The sequence below is a fragment of the Bradyrhizobium sp. AUGA SZCCT0160 genome (genome assembly GCF_018130105.1).
GTDB lineage: Bacteria > Pseudomonadota > Alphaproteobacteria > Rhizobiales > Xanthobacteraceae > Bradyrhizobium.
The window spans coordinates 189093-206601 of sequence record NZ_JAFCMD010000013.1; the positions used below are offsets into that span (position 1 = coordinate 189093).

General features: G+C 57.7%; 12 protein-coding genes. 7 read left to right on the plus strand and 5 right to left on the minus strand.

The window, feature by feature from the left end:
* Positions 1 to 246: 246 nt before the first annotated feature.
* From JQ558_RS21645 to JQ558_RS21660, 4 genes are all read left to right on the plus strand, one after another.
* Positions 247 to 1095: a hypothetical protein gene (locus JQ558_RS21645; RefSeq protein WP_212294952.1), complete on the plus strand. Its 849-nt coding sequence runs from the start codon at positions 247 to 249 to the stop codon at positions 1093 to 1095.
* 222 nt (positions 1096 to 1317) lie between these two features.
* Positions 1318 to 2523 carry a phage integrase central domain-containing protein gene (locus tag JQ558_RS21650; RefSeq protein ID WP_212294954.1) on the plus strand — a complete coding sequence of 402 codons (1206 nt, stop codon included), beginning with the start codon at positions 1318 to 1320 and terminating at the stop codon, positions 2521 to 2523.
* 125 nt (positions 2524 to 2648) lie between these two features.
* On the plus strand, positions 2649 to 2879 hold the full coding sequence (locus tag JQ558_RS21655) for a helix-turn-helix domain-containing protein (protein WP_212294956.1): 231 nt from the start codon (positions 2649 to 2651) through the stop codon (positions 2877 to 2879).
* Between the two features lie 2 nt (positions 2880 to 2881).
* Positions 2882 to 3136 (plus strand): hypothetical protein, encoded by a 255-nt coding sequence (locus JQ558_RS21660; RefSeq protein WP_212294957.1) that lies wholly within the window; start codon positions 2882 to 2884, stop codon positions 3134 to 3136.
* 790 nt (positions 3137 to 3926) lie between these two features.
* Here JQ558_RS21660 and JQ558_RS21665 read toward each other — a convergent pair.
* The 3 genes from JQ558_RS21665 to JQ558_RS21675 form a co-directional block, all read right to left on the minus strand.
* Complete coding sequence (locus JQ558_RS21665; protein WP_212294959.1) at positions 3927 to 5225, minus strand: hypothetical protein; 1299 nt, start codon at positions 5223 to 5225, stop codon at positions 3927 to 3929.
* A gap of 105 nt (positions 5226 to 5330) precedes the next feature.
* Entirely contained in the window at positions 5331 to 6329 is a 999-nt protein-coding gene (locus JQ558_RS21670; protein ID WP_212294960.1) for a methyltransferase domain-containing protein, read from the minus strand.
* A gap of 810 nt (positions 6330 to 7139) precedes the next feature.
* Positions 7140 to 7430: a hypothetical protein gene (locus tag JQ558_RS21675; protein WP_212294962.1), complete on the minus strand. Its 291-nt coding sequence runs from the start codon at positions 7428 to 7430 to the stop codon at positions 7140 to 7142.
* On the opposite strand from JQ558_RS21675, the gene JQ558_RS21680 reads away from it, so the two are divergent.
* The 3 genes from JQ558_RS21680 to JQ558_RS21690 all read left to right on the plus strand — a co-directional run bounded on the left by JQ558_RS21680 (position 7356) and on the right by JQ558_RS21690 (position 9958).
* Positions 7356 to 8378, plus strand: coding sequence for a PGN_0703 family putative restriction endonuclease (locus tag JQ558_RS21680; RefSeq protein ID WP_409410562.1), 1023 nt, complete (start codon positions 7356 to 7358; stop codon positions 8376 to 8378). The genes JQ558_RS21675 and JQ558_RS21680 overlap by 75 nt on opposite strands.
* The gene (locus tag JQ558_RS21685; protein WP_212294966.1) at positions 8375 to 8716 is read left to right on the plus strand and encodes a DUF2958 domain-containing protein; all 342 of its coding nucleotides are present in this window, start codon (positions 8375 to 8377) and stop codon (positions 8714 to 8716) included. The genes JQ558_RS21680 and JQ558_RS21685 overlap by 4 nt, the downstream gene beginning before the upstream one ends.
* 228 nt (positions 8717 to 8944) lie before the next feature.
* A complete protein-coding gene (locus JQ558_RS21690; RefSeq protein ID WP_212294967.1) occupies positions 8945 to 9958 on the plus strand; it encodes a hypothetical protein in 1014 nt (337 codons plus the stop codon).
* Positions 9959 to 10722: 764 nt separating this feature from the next.
* Here the strand turns inward: JQ558_RS21690 and JQ558_RS21695 are convergent.
* A complete protein-coding gene (locus JQ558_RS21695) occupies positions 10723 to 13884 on the minus strand; it encodes a sacsin N-terminal ATP-binding-like domain-containing protein (protein WP_212294969.1) in 3162 nt (1053 codons plus the stop codon).
* Positions 13881 to 17459, minus strand: coding sequence for a DEAD/DEAH box helicase (locus tag JQ558_RS21700; protein ID WP_249142566.1), 3579 nt, complete (start codon positions 17457 to 17459; stop codon positions 13881 to 13883). Before JQ558_RS21700 ends, JQ558_RS21695 begins: the two co-directional genes overlap by 4 nt.
* Positions 17460 to 17509: the final 50 nt, after the last annotated feature.

The window sequence follows — 17509 nt, forward strand, 5'->3', positions numbered from 1 at the left end:
CGGCATTGGATCCGAGCAGCGCATTGGCTGCTCGATCTGATCGAGGCCAGGCCCGAAAATTATGCTGAAAGAGATCGACCGGCGATGGGGCCTGACGGCTCGGTCACGGTTTTTAATGGGCGGTCCGCCAAGGAAGCGATAAGGGCCTAAAATCGCTCCGTAAATTATTTTGAGGCATCTGTACTGAGAAAAAGCGTGGCTCCCTCGGCCAAGACTATTGGGGCAACTAAACCCAAGGAGTCCACAATGGCAAAGGATATTTCCCGGTACCTCTCGGTGGCCGGTGTAGGAATCGCGACGCTGCTGGCAGCGTCGAACTCCCTGCTCGCGCGTGAGATGCCGCCGCCGGAACAGCTCGAACGGCGAATCAAGGAGATCGAGGCTCGTTATCAGCCTCGCTTCGACCGGCTGAAGGCGGCCGGAGACGAGGCCACGAAGGACATGCCGAGCAAGGAAGAGATGGCGGTGGGCGTGAGCTTCGGGAAGATGAAACGGGTCGACTGGTACGTGAAGATCCCGGAGTTCGTCGTGCGCCAGCAGACCTGGTATGTGCGCATCCCGGAATTCAAGATGGTGCTGCGCCGCATCGTTTGGCACGTGCCGGAACCATGCATGAAGTACGAGCGGTTTCCGTGGGGCGGCGGCATGCACCGCCCGGCCGTGTGCATGCGCGAGAAGGACTGGCGTTTCCACGTCCCGGAAGTCTCGATGCGCGAACAGAAATGGATCTTGGGCGTTCCTGAGGTCACGATGAAGGAGAAGCACTGGAGCTTCGACTTCCCCGAGGTCACCATCGAGAGCTCCAAAGATCGCATCCATGACGCCGAGGAAAAGGCCGCCGCCGTCGGCAAGCAAGCCCAGCAGACGAGCGACGAAATGAATGCGGAGATCAAGAAGACTGTGAACGTCTACTTGGTCGAAGCGCGCGAGGTGGTTGCCGAACAGTTCGACACGCACATCAATACGTTGCGTGTGGCGGTTGCTTCTGCTCCCGCCCAAGCGAAGGATGAGCTGAAGCATAAGCTCGCGGAGATGGAGGAGGAACGCGCGAAAGCGCTCAACACCATCGACGCACAGATCAAGAGCGAAGGCTAAGGAGGTATTGCAATGCAAGGAGAGCCCGGCGGCTGCCGGGCTCTTTTTGCGTGATGTATGTGAGCGACCTTTTTCCGTCGACGACTCGTGCCGGGCCTTCACTGACCCAGCCAGCAAGTGACGCCACCGATCAGTGCACCTTCGTCGTCAGCTCGCAATTTCGCCGCGCTTCGACTGAAACCCCGCGCTCTATATGGGCTCAGACACGCGCGGTATTTTGGAATGGCTCGCATACGGGTGCTCACCGCACTCAAGATCAAACAGAATCTGAAGCCGGGGATGTATGCCGACGGGCTTGGGCTTTACCTGAAGGTCCGCGCCGGCAACTCTAAGAGCTGGATTTTCCGCTATCGCATTGGCGGCAGACTGCGGGATATGGGCCTTGGCCCGTTTCATACCGTGTCGCTCGCCGAGGCGCGCGAGAAGGCAGAGGTCTGCCGGGCCATGCGCCTCAAAGGCTTCGACCCGCTGGGAGAACGCCTCAAGGAGCGGCAAGCCAAGACAATCGAAGCGGCCGAGGCCGTCACTTTCGAAAAGTGTGCCGAGAATTATATCGCCACCCACAAGGACGGCTGGAAGAATAGCAAGCATGCCGACCAGTGGACGACGACGCTCCAGACGTACGTCTATCCCATCTTCAAGGACCGGCCAGTCGCGGCTATCGATGACGATCTGGTTCTGAAGGTTTTGCAGCCGATCTGGAAGGAAAAGACCGAGACGGCTTCCCGCATCCGGGGTCGGATCGAGCGCATTCTCGATTGGGCTCGCGTCAAGAAATACCGCACGGGCGACAACCCGGCACGGTGGAAGGGTCATCTCGATCATCTTCTGGCGAAGCGCTCACGAGTGGCAAGCGTTGTACATCATGCCGCCCTGCCGATCGACGAGACGCCCGGCTTCGTCCAGGTTCTACAGCGGGAAGAAACCATCGTCGCGCGCGCCTTCGAATTCTGCATCCTCAGCGCTACACGTACCAGCGAAACGCTTCGCATGCGCTGGGACGAGTATGATGAGAAGGCTCAGCACTGGACCGTGCCCGGCTCCCGCATGAAGGCGGGCCGCGATCACCGCATCCCGCTAACCAAACGTTCGCAGATTATTCTTGGCGAGATGCAGGAAATTCGCACCAGCGACTTCGTCTTTCCGGGCGCCGTCCAGGAACGCCCGCTCAGCTCCATGGCCTTCCTGATGCTGTTGCGACGCCTCGGGCGCAATGACATCACCGCCCACGGTTTCCGTTCGACCTTTCGCGACTGGGCGGCGGAACGCACCGACTTCCCGAACGAAGTCGTAGAAATGGCGCTCGCCCACACCATCAGCAACAAGGTGGAAGCCGCTTACCGGCGCGGCGATCTGTTCGACAAACGTCGGCAGCTCGCCGAGGCATGGGCCGCTTTTTGCGCCGAGACCGCTCTCTCTAAGTCCTGATCAGTCACTGCTCGAAACTCTATGGCTTCAGTGCGTCAATACAGTGCGCGCGCGTCCGCGCGCATACGCATCAAATCTATATCCGTTCGGAAGACGAGGACCTTCCGAACATCAGGAGAATTAGAATGTCGAAACAACTCGAAAAACCCAAAGGCGCGATGTCGGTTAACGACTTTGCACGCTGGGCCGGAATTGGACGCACAACTGCGTGGAAGGAAATCCGCAAAGGTCATCTTCGTGCGGTGAAGGTCAGCACGCGAACAATCATTCGCTTCTCGGACGCGGAGAACTGGCTTGCCACACGACCTCAACTCGAATGCCGCGGTCAACCCTCCAAGCGATTCTCGGAGTGGTGACCATGAGCGGGATCTTTTTCGAACAGGATACACCTGAACAGCGTCGGCAGCTCACTGAACTCGAGCGTCGTGGATATCCGGTCCGCCGCATGACACAGTATCATGTCAAAATTGGCGAAGTTAACTACTACGTCACCACGGGCACGATCACGATCGATCCGGCCGTTCGACACAAAATGAAAGGATTTCATGCATTGTTGGCGCTGCTGGATGAGAAGTATCCAGACCCAACACTGCTCTCTCTCCAATTGTGGTAATGATCCTGGAAGATCCGCAGCTACGCTGACTGCGTAGCTGCGGACAGGACCGTTAGAACGCCCGCTTGGAGCAGCTCCACTTTCGACAGTATCTTAATTAAGCAACTAGGCGCTCTGCGACCGTGCGTCAGACCGTCGCCCTGAGACCGATGCAAGCCGCGGCAGAGTCGAATATTCCCCGCAAGCGCCTATCAGTTTTTTTTCGAAACGCTGTACCTGCAGGGCCTCAAGAAACTTGAACCGGCCTTGACAGACTATTATTTCACAAGAATCCTCTCCTAGACGTAAGCTTCTCCTTCCGTATGTAGAGACTTACGTCTTCCTATCCACCATCGACCTTCTGACGTGATCTCTATCAAGGTCTTTATGGCCAGTTTTATGATCTTTAAGAGGGCCTGCCCCGGCCTGCCCTCAGACGGCCTCGTCGGACTTTCTCCAGCTGCTCCACGACTTCGCAGTCAGGATAGAACGCGGGCCTTATTTCACCGCAACTACGGTGTCTTCGGGTCGTGCACATCAAGGCACGGAACGCAAACTAGATCCGCCGACGCCAGTAGAAAGCTGCATTCTGTACCAGACGTAAGCTATTGTTTTCTCGGCATCTTTTTTCTAAACCCCAACCATTGCTTCCAAAGCGCCCCTGTTAAGCTTCCAAAACGACGGGGTTACGCTTCCAAAGATCAGGGAAAGTGGCGTAAGGGCCATTCCAGACGGACAGAGCCGGTCAAGGACCTGTTCACTCCCACCCTTGGAAGCGCACAATCCCGATCATGAACATACGGTCCAGCGCTTAGACCGGCAGGGTCTCGATCAATTCGTAGCGTTCTTTCCGCCAGCGTTCGTATTCGACGCGTTGTTGCCATTCTAACATCTCGTGGCCGGAATAGAGCTGATCGAACTGACACGCTCCCCACGAGGACACATACTGGTCCTTACGCTGAGCGCCTATACCAATATTTTGAGAAACATCCGCCAGCGTCTTCAACGGAAGCGGCGGGCTTTTTCGGATCGGCCAAGGCTTAACGACGTCTCGCGCAAAGGCTTCCTGGATCCCCGCTTCACTATCGTTCCAGTGGATTTTTGCCTCGGGCTGCAGCTGTTTGCTCAAATATCGGAACCAGCTCCAAGCACGTTTGACCGCTCCCTCTTCGGTTTTCGCGTAGCTGCGAGCCAAGCGAAATGCCTTCCAAGGAAAAGGCTTACCGGCCTTGGCCGCGAGGGATTTTCGCGACCACATCTCGAATTCCTTTTGAGCGCTACGCGGCAGGCGAAGCAAGACATGGGAGTGGAACCCTCGGTTAGGAGCATTTTCATGTACCCAAACGTATCGAAGCTCTCCACCTTCGCGCGGCTTCGCAACACGCCGCCGGCGAGGTTTGGTGCCTACCTCTGAGAACTTTTGCGCTTTGTGCAGATAGTCGCGAAGGATGGCATCGCCCTCTGCTTCGCTCAGGCCCACCATGGACCACACGATGATGATGTGAGTGTTCATCACTACACCATCCTTCCACATGGCATAGGACATCGCGTTGTAAACTTTCCGCACTTCCTTCGTGGTCAGATAGGCCGCCCGCAGCGGCCGAGCAGGAGCGGTCTCTGTCACTGACGGCCAGAAAGGATTCACCATCGGACCGCGAAGACGATAGCTAGGTCCAATAAAATGAGGCCAAACTTCGTGACCGCATGGGTTGTTTTTTAGATACTGACCGAGCTGATCGTACGGCGTAACGGGAACAGATCGATCTCCGGTCGGCGGCTTAGACGACAGACCTGATCGCTCGGTCGGAATATCGACCCAATCATCCGTGCTCTCGTCATAGACCTTCAGGTTCGGATTCGGACGACGATACTTCATGCGCCGAAAACCGGGACGATCCGGCGGCCGGCCCAGCGTAAGTGGTTTCGGCGGCGACAACAACGCAGCCAAGATGCGGGCATGTTCGCTGCGCCCTACTGTTGCACCGCCGATGAGATCTTTGAACCTAGAGTCGTTATGGTCGAGAACACAAGCCTGCAGCAGGCTGCGGGCACGATCCCGCGCTGGAATAGATTCAAGCCAAGCAACCAAGTTGTCTTTTTCACCGCTCATATCATGATCCCCAAACGAGAATGATTGCGAACTCGTTCTCACACAAGCAATGAACGGAGCTGTTCGTTGCTTTTGTCTTCGAACTAGTCAATTGCCCCGTCTCCCCTAGGTCTTCACGCCCGCACGAATGGCGATCGGCCAATTCAAAACGCGCCGCGTGCGCGGTGAGCCCCATGTGTTCTTGAGGGTATTGATGAGATTCCAAACGTCGATTCGAAAAATGGAGCCGCTGACTGTCAGTTGCCGCACCACGGGCCAGGTTTCAATAAACCGAACCAAGGTGAATAGATCCCATGAAGCTTGCATAAACATCCGCGAGCGATAATCCTCGTTGGGATTTCCCATGGCGATTTCATCGAATGGAAAGTCGAGACACCGATAAGCGTTCAACAGGTGGCGCTCGTCAGACGTAACAAGCGGGCACAGCGAGTGTTCGAATCCGTGCTCTAGCGCTCCGTTTACAGTATTCGAAGTCGCTTTTTCGTTGACCAAATTTTCGCGTGAGACCACTTTCAGCGGAAGGTAACCCAACAGAACGATCAATCCACCTTTGCGCAGAACTCGTTTTGCTTCAGCTATAGCGGAGACCATTCCAAATTCGTGCCCTTGCTCGATGATCACCTTATCAAACGTTTCGGCCATAAACGATGTTTGCGGCAGTTCGGCCCATCGATAGTCGATGCCAGGGCGAATAACATTCTCCCGGAGAATTCGAGGATCTCGGTCCGAATTGGCGATATGGTTTGCGATCGATGCCTTGCTGCCCAGTACTCGCGCCTTCATCGCTTCAACCACAATGGGTTCGTGATGGATCACCACTACATCGCGAAGATATTCAGCGAGCTGAACGGTGAACGCGCCGCCCCCGCCGGAAAGAAGCAAGGTCGTACCACCACCGCTCGCGGTCTTGAGGGAGCGAATGTGATCGAGCAACTCATCTGTGGCAGCAGGACCTGTGAGCCGGCTACTAAGCTCGCGCTCCCGGAGTTCCTCAGGGGAGAGAGCACCGCCATCGGCCTGCTTCGCTTGGGCGGGCGGGGCTACTGGCCGTATGCGGGACAACAGATCAGACCAGGCAGTTTGCGGATTGAACAGAGCTGACATCGGCGTTCTCCTCTAAAGTGAATGCAGAGGACGTCACCGCAATCGCAGCGCTTGAGACGGACGGTACCGATCTCTGCGCCTATATATTCAGACTAGTGGGTATGGAACTTGCGGGCAAAACGCATATGCGACAACCTGCCGCATCATGATATGTAAATAATGCAACTAATTCAAATACTTACGCTTTTGCTCTGCCTGCCAGGTCGCCCTATTAGTTTCGACAAAGCCGCCGCCGCCGCCCGGCGCACCTACTACTAATAGAAGTCATTTACGGCGTCCCATCCTACGCAAGGGCCTTGAGGCTAACGGCAGACCTCTGCCGCCCTGCGACAGGAGCCTCCGGATGCCAGATCGCGTTCAACCGCTCGCGTATAAACGCGCGAGTGTACGCTGGCGGGCGACTATCGAACTTGAGAGGTTCATGTTGCGGAGAATGTAGACTCCGCAGGGATCGGGCGAAAAGTGCAACTCCCGTTACAAGCAACGAGCAATTCATTGGGAGAGATTCGAGGTCAGGTGCCCAACGTCAACTTGCAGGTCGATCGAGCCAGCTTCGAAACGCTCTGCCTCTCACGCTAAAATAGCGGCCCTGCGGATGTCCGTTTGCTGGTGAATGAGCAATATCCTTTAGCCCCCTTGTTAACTGATGACTTCCAGCAACTTCTATCTTGTCTCTCTTGTCTATCTTGTCTCTCTTGTCTCTCTTGTCTCTCTTGTCTCTCTTGTCTTTTCTTTCTTCTCTCTTTTTGCTTACCAACTTACCTCTCGGCCTGAATGAGTGCTCTCGAGCCAAGACTATTGGTTCGAAAATCAGGCGAGCCGGTAAACATCGGTGCCCATCATTCGAATCTCGAGTGTCATCATCACTGCGAGATTTTCATGCAAACGTCGTCCATTGCCTTCACCAGCGCCGCTCACCTCCCGCGCGTACCGCTTGTTCCTGACGAACTCCTTCGCCGCAATAACGTCTTCTTCGAAATCGACACGCGTTTCCGCCGCGCCGCCCGCCTTCTTCAATGTCTGTGGCTGAAAGATCGGGCCATCCCCACCGGCCACCACGTTCGCGGCGATGGCGACGACGCTATCACCATGGAGCTTCATTCATACCTTAGCCGCGACGCGGCCCGGGCCGGGCTCAATTTCCTTTCCCCGGAAATCCATGCTTTCGTTCGTCGCGAGCTATTGATGCGGGAGGAAGGCGCCGCCATCGACGAAGACCGCCTATTCGGCAACGCTCTCAGCTCCATGCCGCTGGTCTTCAATCTGTTCGGGCCCATGGCCCTCGACCTCAACCTCGCCACCGCCGCCTTACGTCAGCTGCTGCCGGGCTTCGTCCATCAGGTGACGGGTTTCATCTTCGAGCACTCACCCGGCCGCCGCCAGGAGCGCTTTCTGAATGATGGCACTGCCTTCGACGTCGCTATCCAGATCATCACTCCAGATGGGGAACAGGGAACAATCTTCGTAGAACAAAAGTACTCCGAAGACATGACTGGACCCGCGGCCAGGCTGCGGGATCGCTACGACGAAGCGTCACGCGCCGTCGGCCTCTTCCTCGATCCCGACAGCCAAATGCTCCGTTCGCTGGCGCTGGAGCAGCTCTGGCGTGAACATATGCTGGCCCAGCTCGCCGTCGATCAAGGCCTCATCCCACGGGCCATGTTCATCGCCATCGGCCCTCGCCTCAATCGCCGGGTCATGGCCGCCTTTCGTGTTTACGAGAATGAACTGATTGGTGCCGACGACCAAGACGCCAATCGCGTCCAGTTCCACGCCTTTACGCTGGAAAGCTTCATCGACGCTCTTGCCGACGCAGGGGCAGGTGACACCGCCCGTGACCTGTGGGGTCGCTATGCTGATTTCGAGCGCGTCTACCATCTCTCCTTGGGCGAATACCTCGAAAACCCCTCAAGCCACACCGTCCCGAAGCCGCTTGCATCGCCTTCGTCCACAGACAGCAAGGTGTCGCTTCGAGGAGCCAGAACGATGGCAGCTAGGGGCACGACGAAGAACAAGCTGCAGAAAGTCCAGGGAGGAGTGTGCGAATGAAAAACGACACCCTCTTGACGACCACCGACCGCGTCGAACTTCTGGTGAATGGGCTCAATTCGGGCATCGACCATTGGCCTGCGGTCAAACTATTCATGCCTGATGGCGCCGCGACTTGGCTTCTCACCGAATGCGATCCGGATGAACCGGATCGCCTCTTCGGACTATGCGACCTGGGCCTCGGCTATCCCGAGCTTGGTTACGTCAATCTCACTGAAATCATGGAAATTCGAGGCCGCCTCGGACTTCCCGTCGAGCGAGACCTTCATTTCGTCGCGGACAAGCCACTCTCGGCTTACGCCGATGAAGCGCGTGCTAATGGTCGCATCATCGCCTGACAACGAGCAATGCACTCACCCACGAAACGATAACAGCAGCGCACTGATTTCCCGGCATGGGCGCTCACTCGATTCGCATCCTTGGAAATTGATCTCCCGAACCATCTAAGCGACACCGATTAGCAATGTCGAAAGGTAGAGCGCGGCGAACAAGCCGGGTCATTTCTCGATCGCGTCCTTGTAGTAGTAGGGAATGTTTACGAATTGGGAGGCAACAACAAAGAAGAAATGGACTGGTTCACCCGCATCACCGGCTTCAAAGAAAGCACGTACGCCTCGACCCGCGCGCAGTTTGAGGTGCACGGCAGTACACTCCGCTCCAAAGCCAACGGCCGCAGCTATGGAATTGGCGAGTTCGAATGGGCATCACTCAACGACCTGCGCGGCCGTGTGGCCCGTGGCACTGGCGCCGACGGCCGACCTTGCGTGCAAATTGTTACCGGCGACGTGCGTAAAATGCACCAGGAGCCAGAGTACGCAGGCGCGCTGTTCCAGGTTGCCAGCCAGTTCAACGCGCTCGAGATGGTCGGACCCAGCGTGACGCCCGAGGATGGCGTGACGCGCTATGAGCACGATCGCACGCAAGGCCCGGCGTGCGCCTTGGCAGCGGGGGCGGCGACGATCTACCGCAACTACTTCGTGCCCGTGGGCAACCAGATCGGTCAAACGGCGGCGCGCCAGCTTGATGGCCTCGCAGACATTGGCGCCGAGTTGAGCGTCCGGCTCCGCTGTCCCGTCGCTGATCTCTGGAACTTCCGCAACGGGTATGCGCTCTGCACCCGCAAAGGCCTGGACCTGATCGCGGACCATCTGCGAGCCATCGGCCCCAAGCGGGCCGACGCGCTAGCCGGCAAGCTGCGCATCGGCATCCATCGCGATGTAGAGGTGACGGATGTGTCGGACGCCCCGAGGCCCGTAGTGAGCCAGGCCTTCTGCTCGGCGCTGCCCGTGGCCTACGGCCGTGTGCCGCAGCAGCACTGGGAAGCATTCGCGCAACTGGTGCTCGATGCCGCCTATGAAGCAACGATGCTTGAGGCAGTCATCAACGCGCGGCGCCGCGCGGCGACTATTGTGCTGCTCACGTCCCTCGGCGGCGGGGCGTTCGGCAACGTGCCCGAGTGGATTCACGCTGCCATCAAGCGCGCCGTAAAGAAGGTACAGGGCTTCGACCTGGATGTACGGCTAGTGAGCTATGGACCGCCATCGGTGCAGGCACGGGAGTTGGTGAAGGAACTGGCTTAGCGATGCCCTAAACGAGGGCCGCGAGCCTAAGCGCGCGCAAATCCGCAGGAACGGCCCTGCGAAACCAATAAACACCGTTGTCGGGATGCTTCCACGGACGAGACATGCTGAGGAGCATTTGTACCAGCCTTTTGTACCAAGCAGGTAGACCTAAGCATCTGATCTTGCATTGTGTGGAAACAATCGCCCTCTCAGCCGACAACGGCCGGCTGCTTCACAGGCTTGGGTGAAGCACGTCACTCCATGCCACGGGGGCGTCGGAGTGGCTTGAGAGCTCGATCAATAAGACGTCTCATTGGGTTTCCACTGCCGGGTCCCCAAAACTAAGAAGTCAGCCAACGGCCGCCCCGCTCACCTTGCGCGAAGGATCGACACCGAATGGCGGAGGCGGTTCCGGGAGCGCAGCGATGAGAGGCCAATGCGCCGTCAGGTGCACGCGCGCACGGAATTTCTTGGGGCAACCGATGCGGTGGCGCAATCGGGTCGGGCTGCCAAGCTTCCCATGCTCGGGGTGGCCTTCCAGTCGGCGAGATATAACTTTGCGCTCAGCGCTACGGACGCTGGCCTTGTTGCGCTCCCGACAGCAGCGCTTCAAAAAAGGTACGCGGCGACTGCGGATGCCGATGCACTATTTGTCTCGGCATCACCGGCGAACCAAATCAGGTCCGATGGCGTGGTCTCGCTATCGATCCTAGGCCGGCAGGTTGACACCTCGCCGACTGCCTAATAGGTTGCGCCACATGGCGATGCACGTGACGCCTAAATCACTCATCCGAATGACTGGGTAGAGCATCTTCAGCCTGATCGACCTCGATGACCTTCTTTAGGTCCGCGATGTGGGTCTTTGTGAAATAAATCGTGGCGTCCTTCTGAGCGAGGACGACTTCAAGTTCATTGCCCGATAGCTCAACGAACATATCGCGCATAAATTCCGCGGAGCCGTTCGCTTCCATGAACATGGCGGCGTGATTGGGACAGAGTGCCAGATAGTTCTGGTAGTGGCGCTTCTTCAGTTCTGGCAAGAACTCAACTTTCTCGAAGTACGCAGTGCCGTCATCGAGCTTGAACGGCATCGGCGCTTTGCAGACTTGGCAGATCACGTCGCCGTCGCTTGTGTATTGCTGACAAAGGTACTGAGCGGCCTCTTCCTTGACTGCTTCGCGCCCAAGTGACACGGACCGCGTGCGCTTTTCGGTAATCCTTTCGGGCGCTTCAGCGGCTTGCGCGGCAACGCCCTCGGCGCGACGAACTGGGTTGCCGGGCTCGTGGTCGGGGACCTCCACGGCCACTCGGCGGTCCTGATCAGCCAGAATCCGTTCCTGATCTTCAGGCGGCAGAGCGACAAAGCGCCTTGCGCGTTCCAGGCTCTCATTATCCGCAAAGCCGAGCTCCTTCGCGATCGCTTGCTTCTGGCGTTGCTCTTCCGACCTTCTGGTTACCTCCTCACCAAACCGGACTGCCTTGAGCCAGGCTTGGCCCGGATCAAAGGCGAAGCCGTTGGGGAGAAGGCCGCGCGAAGCCTCGGCGGGGCGCACGAAGGAGCCATTATCCTGTGGGACCCAGGCACTGCGCCTTAAGATATGAACCAACTTAGAGTTGGCGCTTCGAGACCCTGAGCTGGCGTTCCGGCGGTAGGTAGCGACCAAATATCGCCCGTCTCCCGGCAGCGAACACATGGTCCGCCAGACAAGTCTGGAAAGCTCCAGCGATGGCGTGGTCAGCAAAACCTCAAGCGCCGCAATTGTGTAATCGCGGTCGATAGGTGAAGTGCTTCTCTCGCCGCCGACCGCCCGCAGGTACGGCCACTCCGGGTTTCCGTAACAGGCCACATGCGTGAGCTTTAGTTCTGTTGCGGCACCAACCGCCTTTGCGAATGCCGCAAGTCTCTTGGCGGTTATGCCACAATCCTGATACCGCTCGGCGAGCGCAAACAGCTTTGCATCTTGCCCCCTGGCTGCGTAGTAAGCACTCAAGCCTGTGTCCAGAAACGGCTGATCAAGATAGATCTCGGAGGGCTGGCACCATTGGTCGCCATCGCATTCAAAGATGTAGTGGTCGTTAAACAGCTTGGCGCACTCCGGCTGCTTCTCAACGAGCGCGATAAAGCGCTTCAGGTCCTTTAGGTACGTCTTCTCATCCGGAATCTCGGCCTCTTGAGTATATCTCTGATTCAGGATGACCTCGACCTGCTCGGCCTCGCCGACAACACGAACGCCGATCTCTTCGAGGAATTTTCTTGCGTTGCTCTGCTGCACCTTGCTCTTACCCGAGCTATAGACGGCTGATTCAACACGCGGCAGGACTTCATCGTGCTCGACACCATCGCTAGAAAAAAAGGATTTGTCGCCTGTACTGAAGCCGCCATCGCTGCGTCGAACAATCCGGCAATCCTTGAGGCGATACAAATCGCCTTCCGGCGCGAGCTCTGTGTAGAGAAGCGCATATAACTGCTGGTGCCATTCCACAGGCTTTGAAGCAAGCCACGCCATGAAGTCCTGATCGGGCTCGGACGCGTAGTACGGAGGATGGGAAAGATAGCGTGTGCCCTCTGCGACTTTAGTCGTCAGAAGCTCGACAAACTCCTCTATGCCCCAGTCCTTTATCGCGAGCGAACCGAGGAAGCGGTCGATGTTCGTATTCTTCTGCGTTGCCGCCACAGCCCAGCGCGGTGGCTCATTGTCGTAGTCGACCAGATACTCAATGTCTCCCTCGGCAAGGAGGTCCTTTAGTGAGGCCTTGGCCTGGAGCAGGTGTTGGGCCGGACCATGCCCTTTGGCATGCGTCGGCGTAAGAGGCTTGGTGTTCATCGCCTCGATGAGGGTCTGCCGTATAGCTTCATAGCGCGGAGGTATCTGCTCATGGCGGTTGGGTAGCACAGCAAGGAATTCTGCCGTGAGCAGGCCATGATCGCGAATGTCATGCAGAGCGGCTGCCGTAAGTTCGGCAAGCTGCTCGAACAGCGGCGCATTAGCGGGTGTGTCCTTGATGCTGGCGCGGCTGAGTTCAGGCACGAAAGGCGCGTGCATATGAAAGCGCAAGCCTGACGTTTCTTTTTCGGCCGGAAAGTAGACTGCGACCGCACCCCGCGTCTCGGCGATCCTGAACTGCTTAGCCAGCAGCAGCTTTTCATCAAACCGCTGCACGTTCGGCAGGAGGTCGAGCGCGAAGGCGACCGCCGCGCGTTGTCGTTCCAGCCCCGCAACAGGCCGCTCGAATTTCAGGAAATGCAGGCTGGATGTCGCCTCGGCGCTGCTCTCCTTAAGAACCTCAATGTGATTGTCGGAATGGTGAATACGCAAAATCTGACCGGATGCGCCTGCGCCGGTCTTCCATCCCACAGATTGCAAATGGGACAGAAAAAGAAGGGCAGTCTCAGCCAAGTTGCGCAGACCACCTTCAACGTCAGCATAGGCTTTTTCCTTTGGCTTCTTGGGATTGTTGAAGGGAAACTCGAATCGGGTCTTAGTCCCGAGATCGTGGCTGTGTTTAATCGCCGTCGGCAGCACCAGGTTTTCGATCTTGAAGGAAAACGTGGGCGACCAGATGTGCGGCGTTTCAGAGTAGGCAAATACGGCCTTAAAGCCGACGCCGAACCGGCCGATTTTGTCGTCGTCTTGGCCCTTCGTTCCCTCTCCGATATCGGTGATCCCGTAAATATCCTTCTTCTCAAAAGGACGGCCATTGTGCTCGAAGATCAGGCTCGTGTCCGACAGAATGAAATTGGCGTCGGTAGCGCCGGTATCCTCTGCATTCTGCAGGAGCTCGTAAATAAAATGAGCACTGTCCGGATAGAGGTCTTCAACGATCTTCCGAATTCCCGTATGCTTCTTCAAAACCCGCGCAAGGTCCTCCCTGTCGCGGCGCACCTCTTCAATGATGTCCTGCTCTTGGCCGATAACCGCCATCGCTTGCTTTATGACGGTCATGTTGAGGCTTCCTGCGTCACCGTTATCGTCCCGAACACTACCGGCGCCGTCCGGATGTCCCCGCTTCCCGCCGCAAGATTAAGCTCCTCAATACGGCGGTTAAAATCGGCATTGGCGCGCGCCAGTTCGCTATCCTTCATCAAACGGATTTTTTCATTGGTCGCCCGAGCAACCTGATCCTCGATGGTCTTGCAGCGCGCGCGATGGCTGGCTGTCAGGCTCTGAACGCGGTGGTCGGCCAGTTCCCGGTTCTGCGCCATGTGGTTGGCTTGGGCTTCGGACCACTTCGCGTGGTGACGTGCATCCAGTGTATCGCATGCCGCCGCATCCGGCAGCGGCGCTGTGTCGGTCTCGCTTGCGGACTGCAACAGGTTGAACAGCGCCGTCTCAAGCTGCGGGTCGTCCGCGACTGCTACAAGAGATTCGTCCGGCTTGATGCCATGCTTCGTCCATCGATACAGGCCAAAATGATAGATTCCGGGCTTCAGTGCATTGCTTTGCGCCGTGAGAGCACAGTACTTGGTCTCGGAAAGATCCAGGTAGCCCGCAGCCTGGCGGACCAGCGGATGCACGACGGTTAAGTGAACGGATTTCGGATTTTCGGCAGCGGTTTCCTGCTCGAAGGTCACAGATAACAAAGGCTGCGCACCCTTGAGCCATTTCTCCCACTCGCGCGCAACCGGGTCGATTGAGCGCGGCAACCGCTTGTAGTGATCGAGCAGCTTGTTTCGCGCCTCCTGATTGAGACGCAAAGTCTTGAGCGGCTTTTCGCCAAGAACGTAGTCTCCATCACCTCCCACCCGCGCGGCGAGATAGCTCGCGACGCAGCGCTGAATCGCGGCAGGCGAAAGCCAGTAAGTCTCTGCGGCTGCGATGTCGTCCCGCCATGACTGACTGGGCACATTCAGGCCAAACAGCTCTGACTGCTTTGATTCGAGCTCCTGCTCCTCGCGGATGTGGCGGATACCGTTGTCCGCGAGCTGCTGAAGCCGCTGGGCACGCTCTTCAGGCGTCAGTGTGAAGCTTTCGGCGATGTCATGCAGTTCCAGTGTGATTGTGCCCAGAATCTCCTCGCTGCCGCCCACCGCGTGCTGAAATACGCCGATGCGCCACAGGCACCGCTGATAGATGTCGGCATCGACCGTTCCCGGCGTGATAAAGTTGATGATCGCGATCGCTTCGCTCTTTTGGCCATAACGATCGATGCGGCCGATCCTCTGCTCGATCTTCATGGGATTCCACGGCAGGTCGTAGTTGACGAGAAAGTCGCAGAACTGGAAGTCGAGGCCCTCGCAGCCCACTTCGGAAGAGAGCAGAACGTCGAGCGCTTCGCTGTCTTCCTTCGGCAAGGCGAAGCGACGGCGCAGATCGGCCCGCTCATCATCGGGGACATCGCCGTGAACAAGACCGTAGCGTAGGCCGGCCTTCTGGGTGTGCTCGGCAAGGTATCGCAGCGTGTGGCGGAACGTGCTGAAAACAAGCGCCTTGTTATTGGGAAGGCGGCTCTTTTCAGTAAGCGTCTTGATAAATGCCTCGACCTTCTCGTCGCGGGGATCGAGATTGCGCGCTTGATCGATCAGGTCTTCAATATCTTCGCGGACCTGGCTGATGAAATCGAGGTCGATATCGGCATCGCTGTCGCTCGCCTCCATCGCTTCGAGGCGGTCCAGTTTGCCGGCAAGGATTTCGGAGAGCATCGGTGCAAGCCCGTACAGACAGCTTGCTGCCTGCCGGCGAATTGTTGTCATCATGAACTTGACGTTCTGCTGCCCGTGGCAGCGGCCGAGTATGCGCGCGATTACGTCGAGCAAGCCGTCATGAAGGCGGCTTTGCTCGGCTGTGAAATCGATTGTCACAGTTTCCGGTTTGCGCGTTGTGAACTCGCCTATATCCCGGCGCCGTGTTCGGTTGATGAGAGGGCTAAAGGTATAGAGCTCTTCGATGGAACGAGTGAGCGTGACCCGATCCGCATCCCCGAGACCGCTGTCCTGAAGCTTATCGTAGGCCGCTTGAAACGCCGGCGCCTCGCGAAGGAAAATTCGCCCCCATTCGGTTTGCGCAACCTCGGCAAGACAATTGCGCGCCTCCTGCTGCCAGTCCGGTTTGGCCATCCGGCAATGCTGGACGGCTGTGTTGATATGCCGGTTCGGCTCGGCCATCTGCTCAAAGCTGGCGTGATCGATCACCAGATCGGGCCGCAGCACGTTAAGCAGAGTGAAAAGGTCCTCGCTGCCCAGCTGGACAGGGGTAGCCGTCAACAGCACGACCGCCTTGGCGTTATCGCAGAAGTACCGCACGCCTTGGTGAAGGAAGGTTTCGCTGTTCCGGATGTGATGCGCCTCATCGACGATCACCAGATCGAATTGTGGCGGCGGATTGAGGTTGAGAAGCCCCAGGTCCTTCTTCTTCGCCCGTCCGGCCTGGCCTAAAACGAGGTCGGAGTCGAACAGGGAGAAAGGGAGTATGGCCTTCGCATACTGTTCGGGCCATTCGCCTTCAAGGTCTGTTTCCTTCAGGCAATGCCGAAGCAGCGGCCCGTCGAGCGCGGTGAAATGCTCGTCAAACCGCTTCATCTCGGCATACCATTTCCGTTCGGCGACCAGCGCCTTGGGGCAGATGACAAGAACGGAGTTGATGTCCATCCGCGCCCGCAGTTCCTTGATGATGAGTCCCGCCTCGATCGTCTTGCCGACGCCGACCTCATCGGCAACCAGCAGGCGAGGCCGATCTGCGCGGATGAGTTTGAGAACCGGCCGGTACTGATAGGGTACAAACTGCACCCGGCCGGACCGCAGCGAGAAGAGATTCGCCGTCGACGGCGAGAGAATTTGCAGGCCGGTCAGATGCGCGTGCAGGCTTTGCACAGGAAGCGCTTCGCGTTCGTCCGTCTGCGCCGCAATCGCCTGCAACTGGCTTTCGTAATAGGTCGCCTTAGTGTTGTTTTCAAAAACTCTATACCGACACTCTGGTCCGCCGGTGATAACCTCCAGAATCGGCATGTGGAGGCTTGGATTTGAACGCAGGGCGACGAGGTCGCCCACGTTAAAACCCGATAAAACGGCAGCCGGACCGGCGTCCTTAGAGCCGGGCGCAGCGTGCAAAGTTTCGTCAGCGGCCTTCGCGGCTTGAGCGTTCCGGTTCGGAGTCATCGCTGCCAGCGCAGTTGCCTTGACCGACTCGGCGGCATCAAGTGAAGCCGGGTCCGCGCCGATCATTCCAAGAAAGCGGCGGAGAGTGTCGGCATCGCGATACACCTCGCTCGCCGGCATAGCCTCGGAAGATAAGTGTGCCCACTTGTTCCGCACGGTCTGCAATTCCCTGACCCAACTCCTGCCTTCACGAGGCAGGCGCATGGTGTTCGAAAACTCGTACCAGTTCTGGTCAAGCACGCGCAGCAATGCGGCAAAGTCGAGCTGACGCAGCGTTCTGTATCCGCGCTCCTCGACGGCGCGTTGCTGCTGAAAGCTTAACCGATCCACGACGTGCTTTTCCCACCAGTCTGGCGACAGCGCGGGCATTTTCAGCTCCAGGAATTGAGCCAGCGCGGAAGTGGCTGCTCTTATCGCTTCGATCAACTCGTTCCCTCCTCAGTGTTCCGGGGCTCAAATACTAAATGCATTCTATC

Bases quoted from the DNA above. Each gene is read 5' to 3' on its own strand.
- JQ558_RS21645 (WP_212294952.1), top strand. From the start codon at position 247: ATGGCAAAGGATATTTCCCGGTACCTCTCGGTGGCCGGTGTAGGAATC.
- JQ558_RS21650 (WP_212294954.1), top strand. From the start codon at position 1,318: ATGGCTCGCATACGGGTGCTCACCGCACTCAAGATCAAACAGAATCTG.
- JQ558_RS21655 (WP_212294956.1), top strand. From the start codon at position 2,649: ATGTCGAAACAACTCGAAAAACCCAAAGGCGCGATGTCGGTTAACGAC.
- JQ558_RS21660 (WP_212294957.1), top strand. From the start codon at position 2,882: ATGAGCGGGATCTTTTTCGAACAGGATACACCTGAACAGCGTCGGCAG.
- JQ558_RS21665 (WP_212294959.1), bottom strand. From the start codon at position 5,225: ATGAGCGGTGAAAAAGACAACTTGGTTGCTTGGCTTGAATCTATTCCA.
- JQ558_RS21670 (WP_212294960.1), bottom strand. From the start codon at position 6,329: ATGTCAGCTCTGTTCAATCCGCAAACTGCCTGGTCTGATCTGTTGTCC.
- JQ558_RS21675 (WP_212294962.1), bottom strand. From the start codon at position 7,430: ATGAAGCTCCATGGTGATAGCGTCGTCGCCATCGCCGCGAACGTGGTG.
- JQ558_RS21685 (WP_212294966.1), top strand. From the start codon at position 8,375: ATGAAAAACGACACCCTCTTGACGACCACCGACCGCGTCGAACTTCTG.
- JQ558_RS21690 (WP_212294967.1), top strand. From the start codon at position 8,945: ATGGACTGGTTCACCCGCATCACCGGCTTCAAAGAAAGCACGTACGCC.
- JQ558_RS21695 (WP_212294969.1), bottom strand. From the start codon at position 13,884: ATGACCGTCATAAAGCAAGCGATGGCGGTTATCGGCCAAGAGCAGGAC.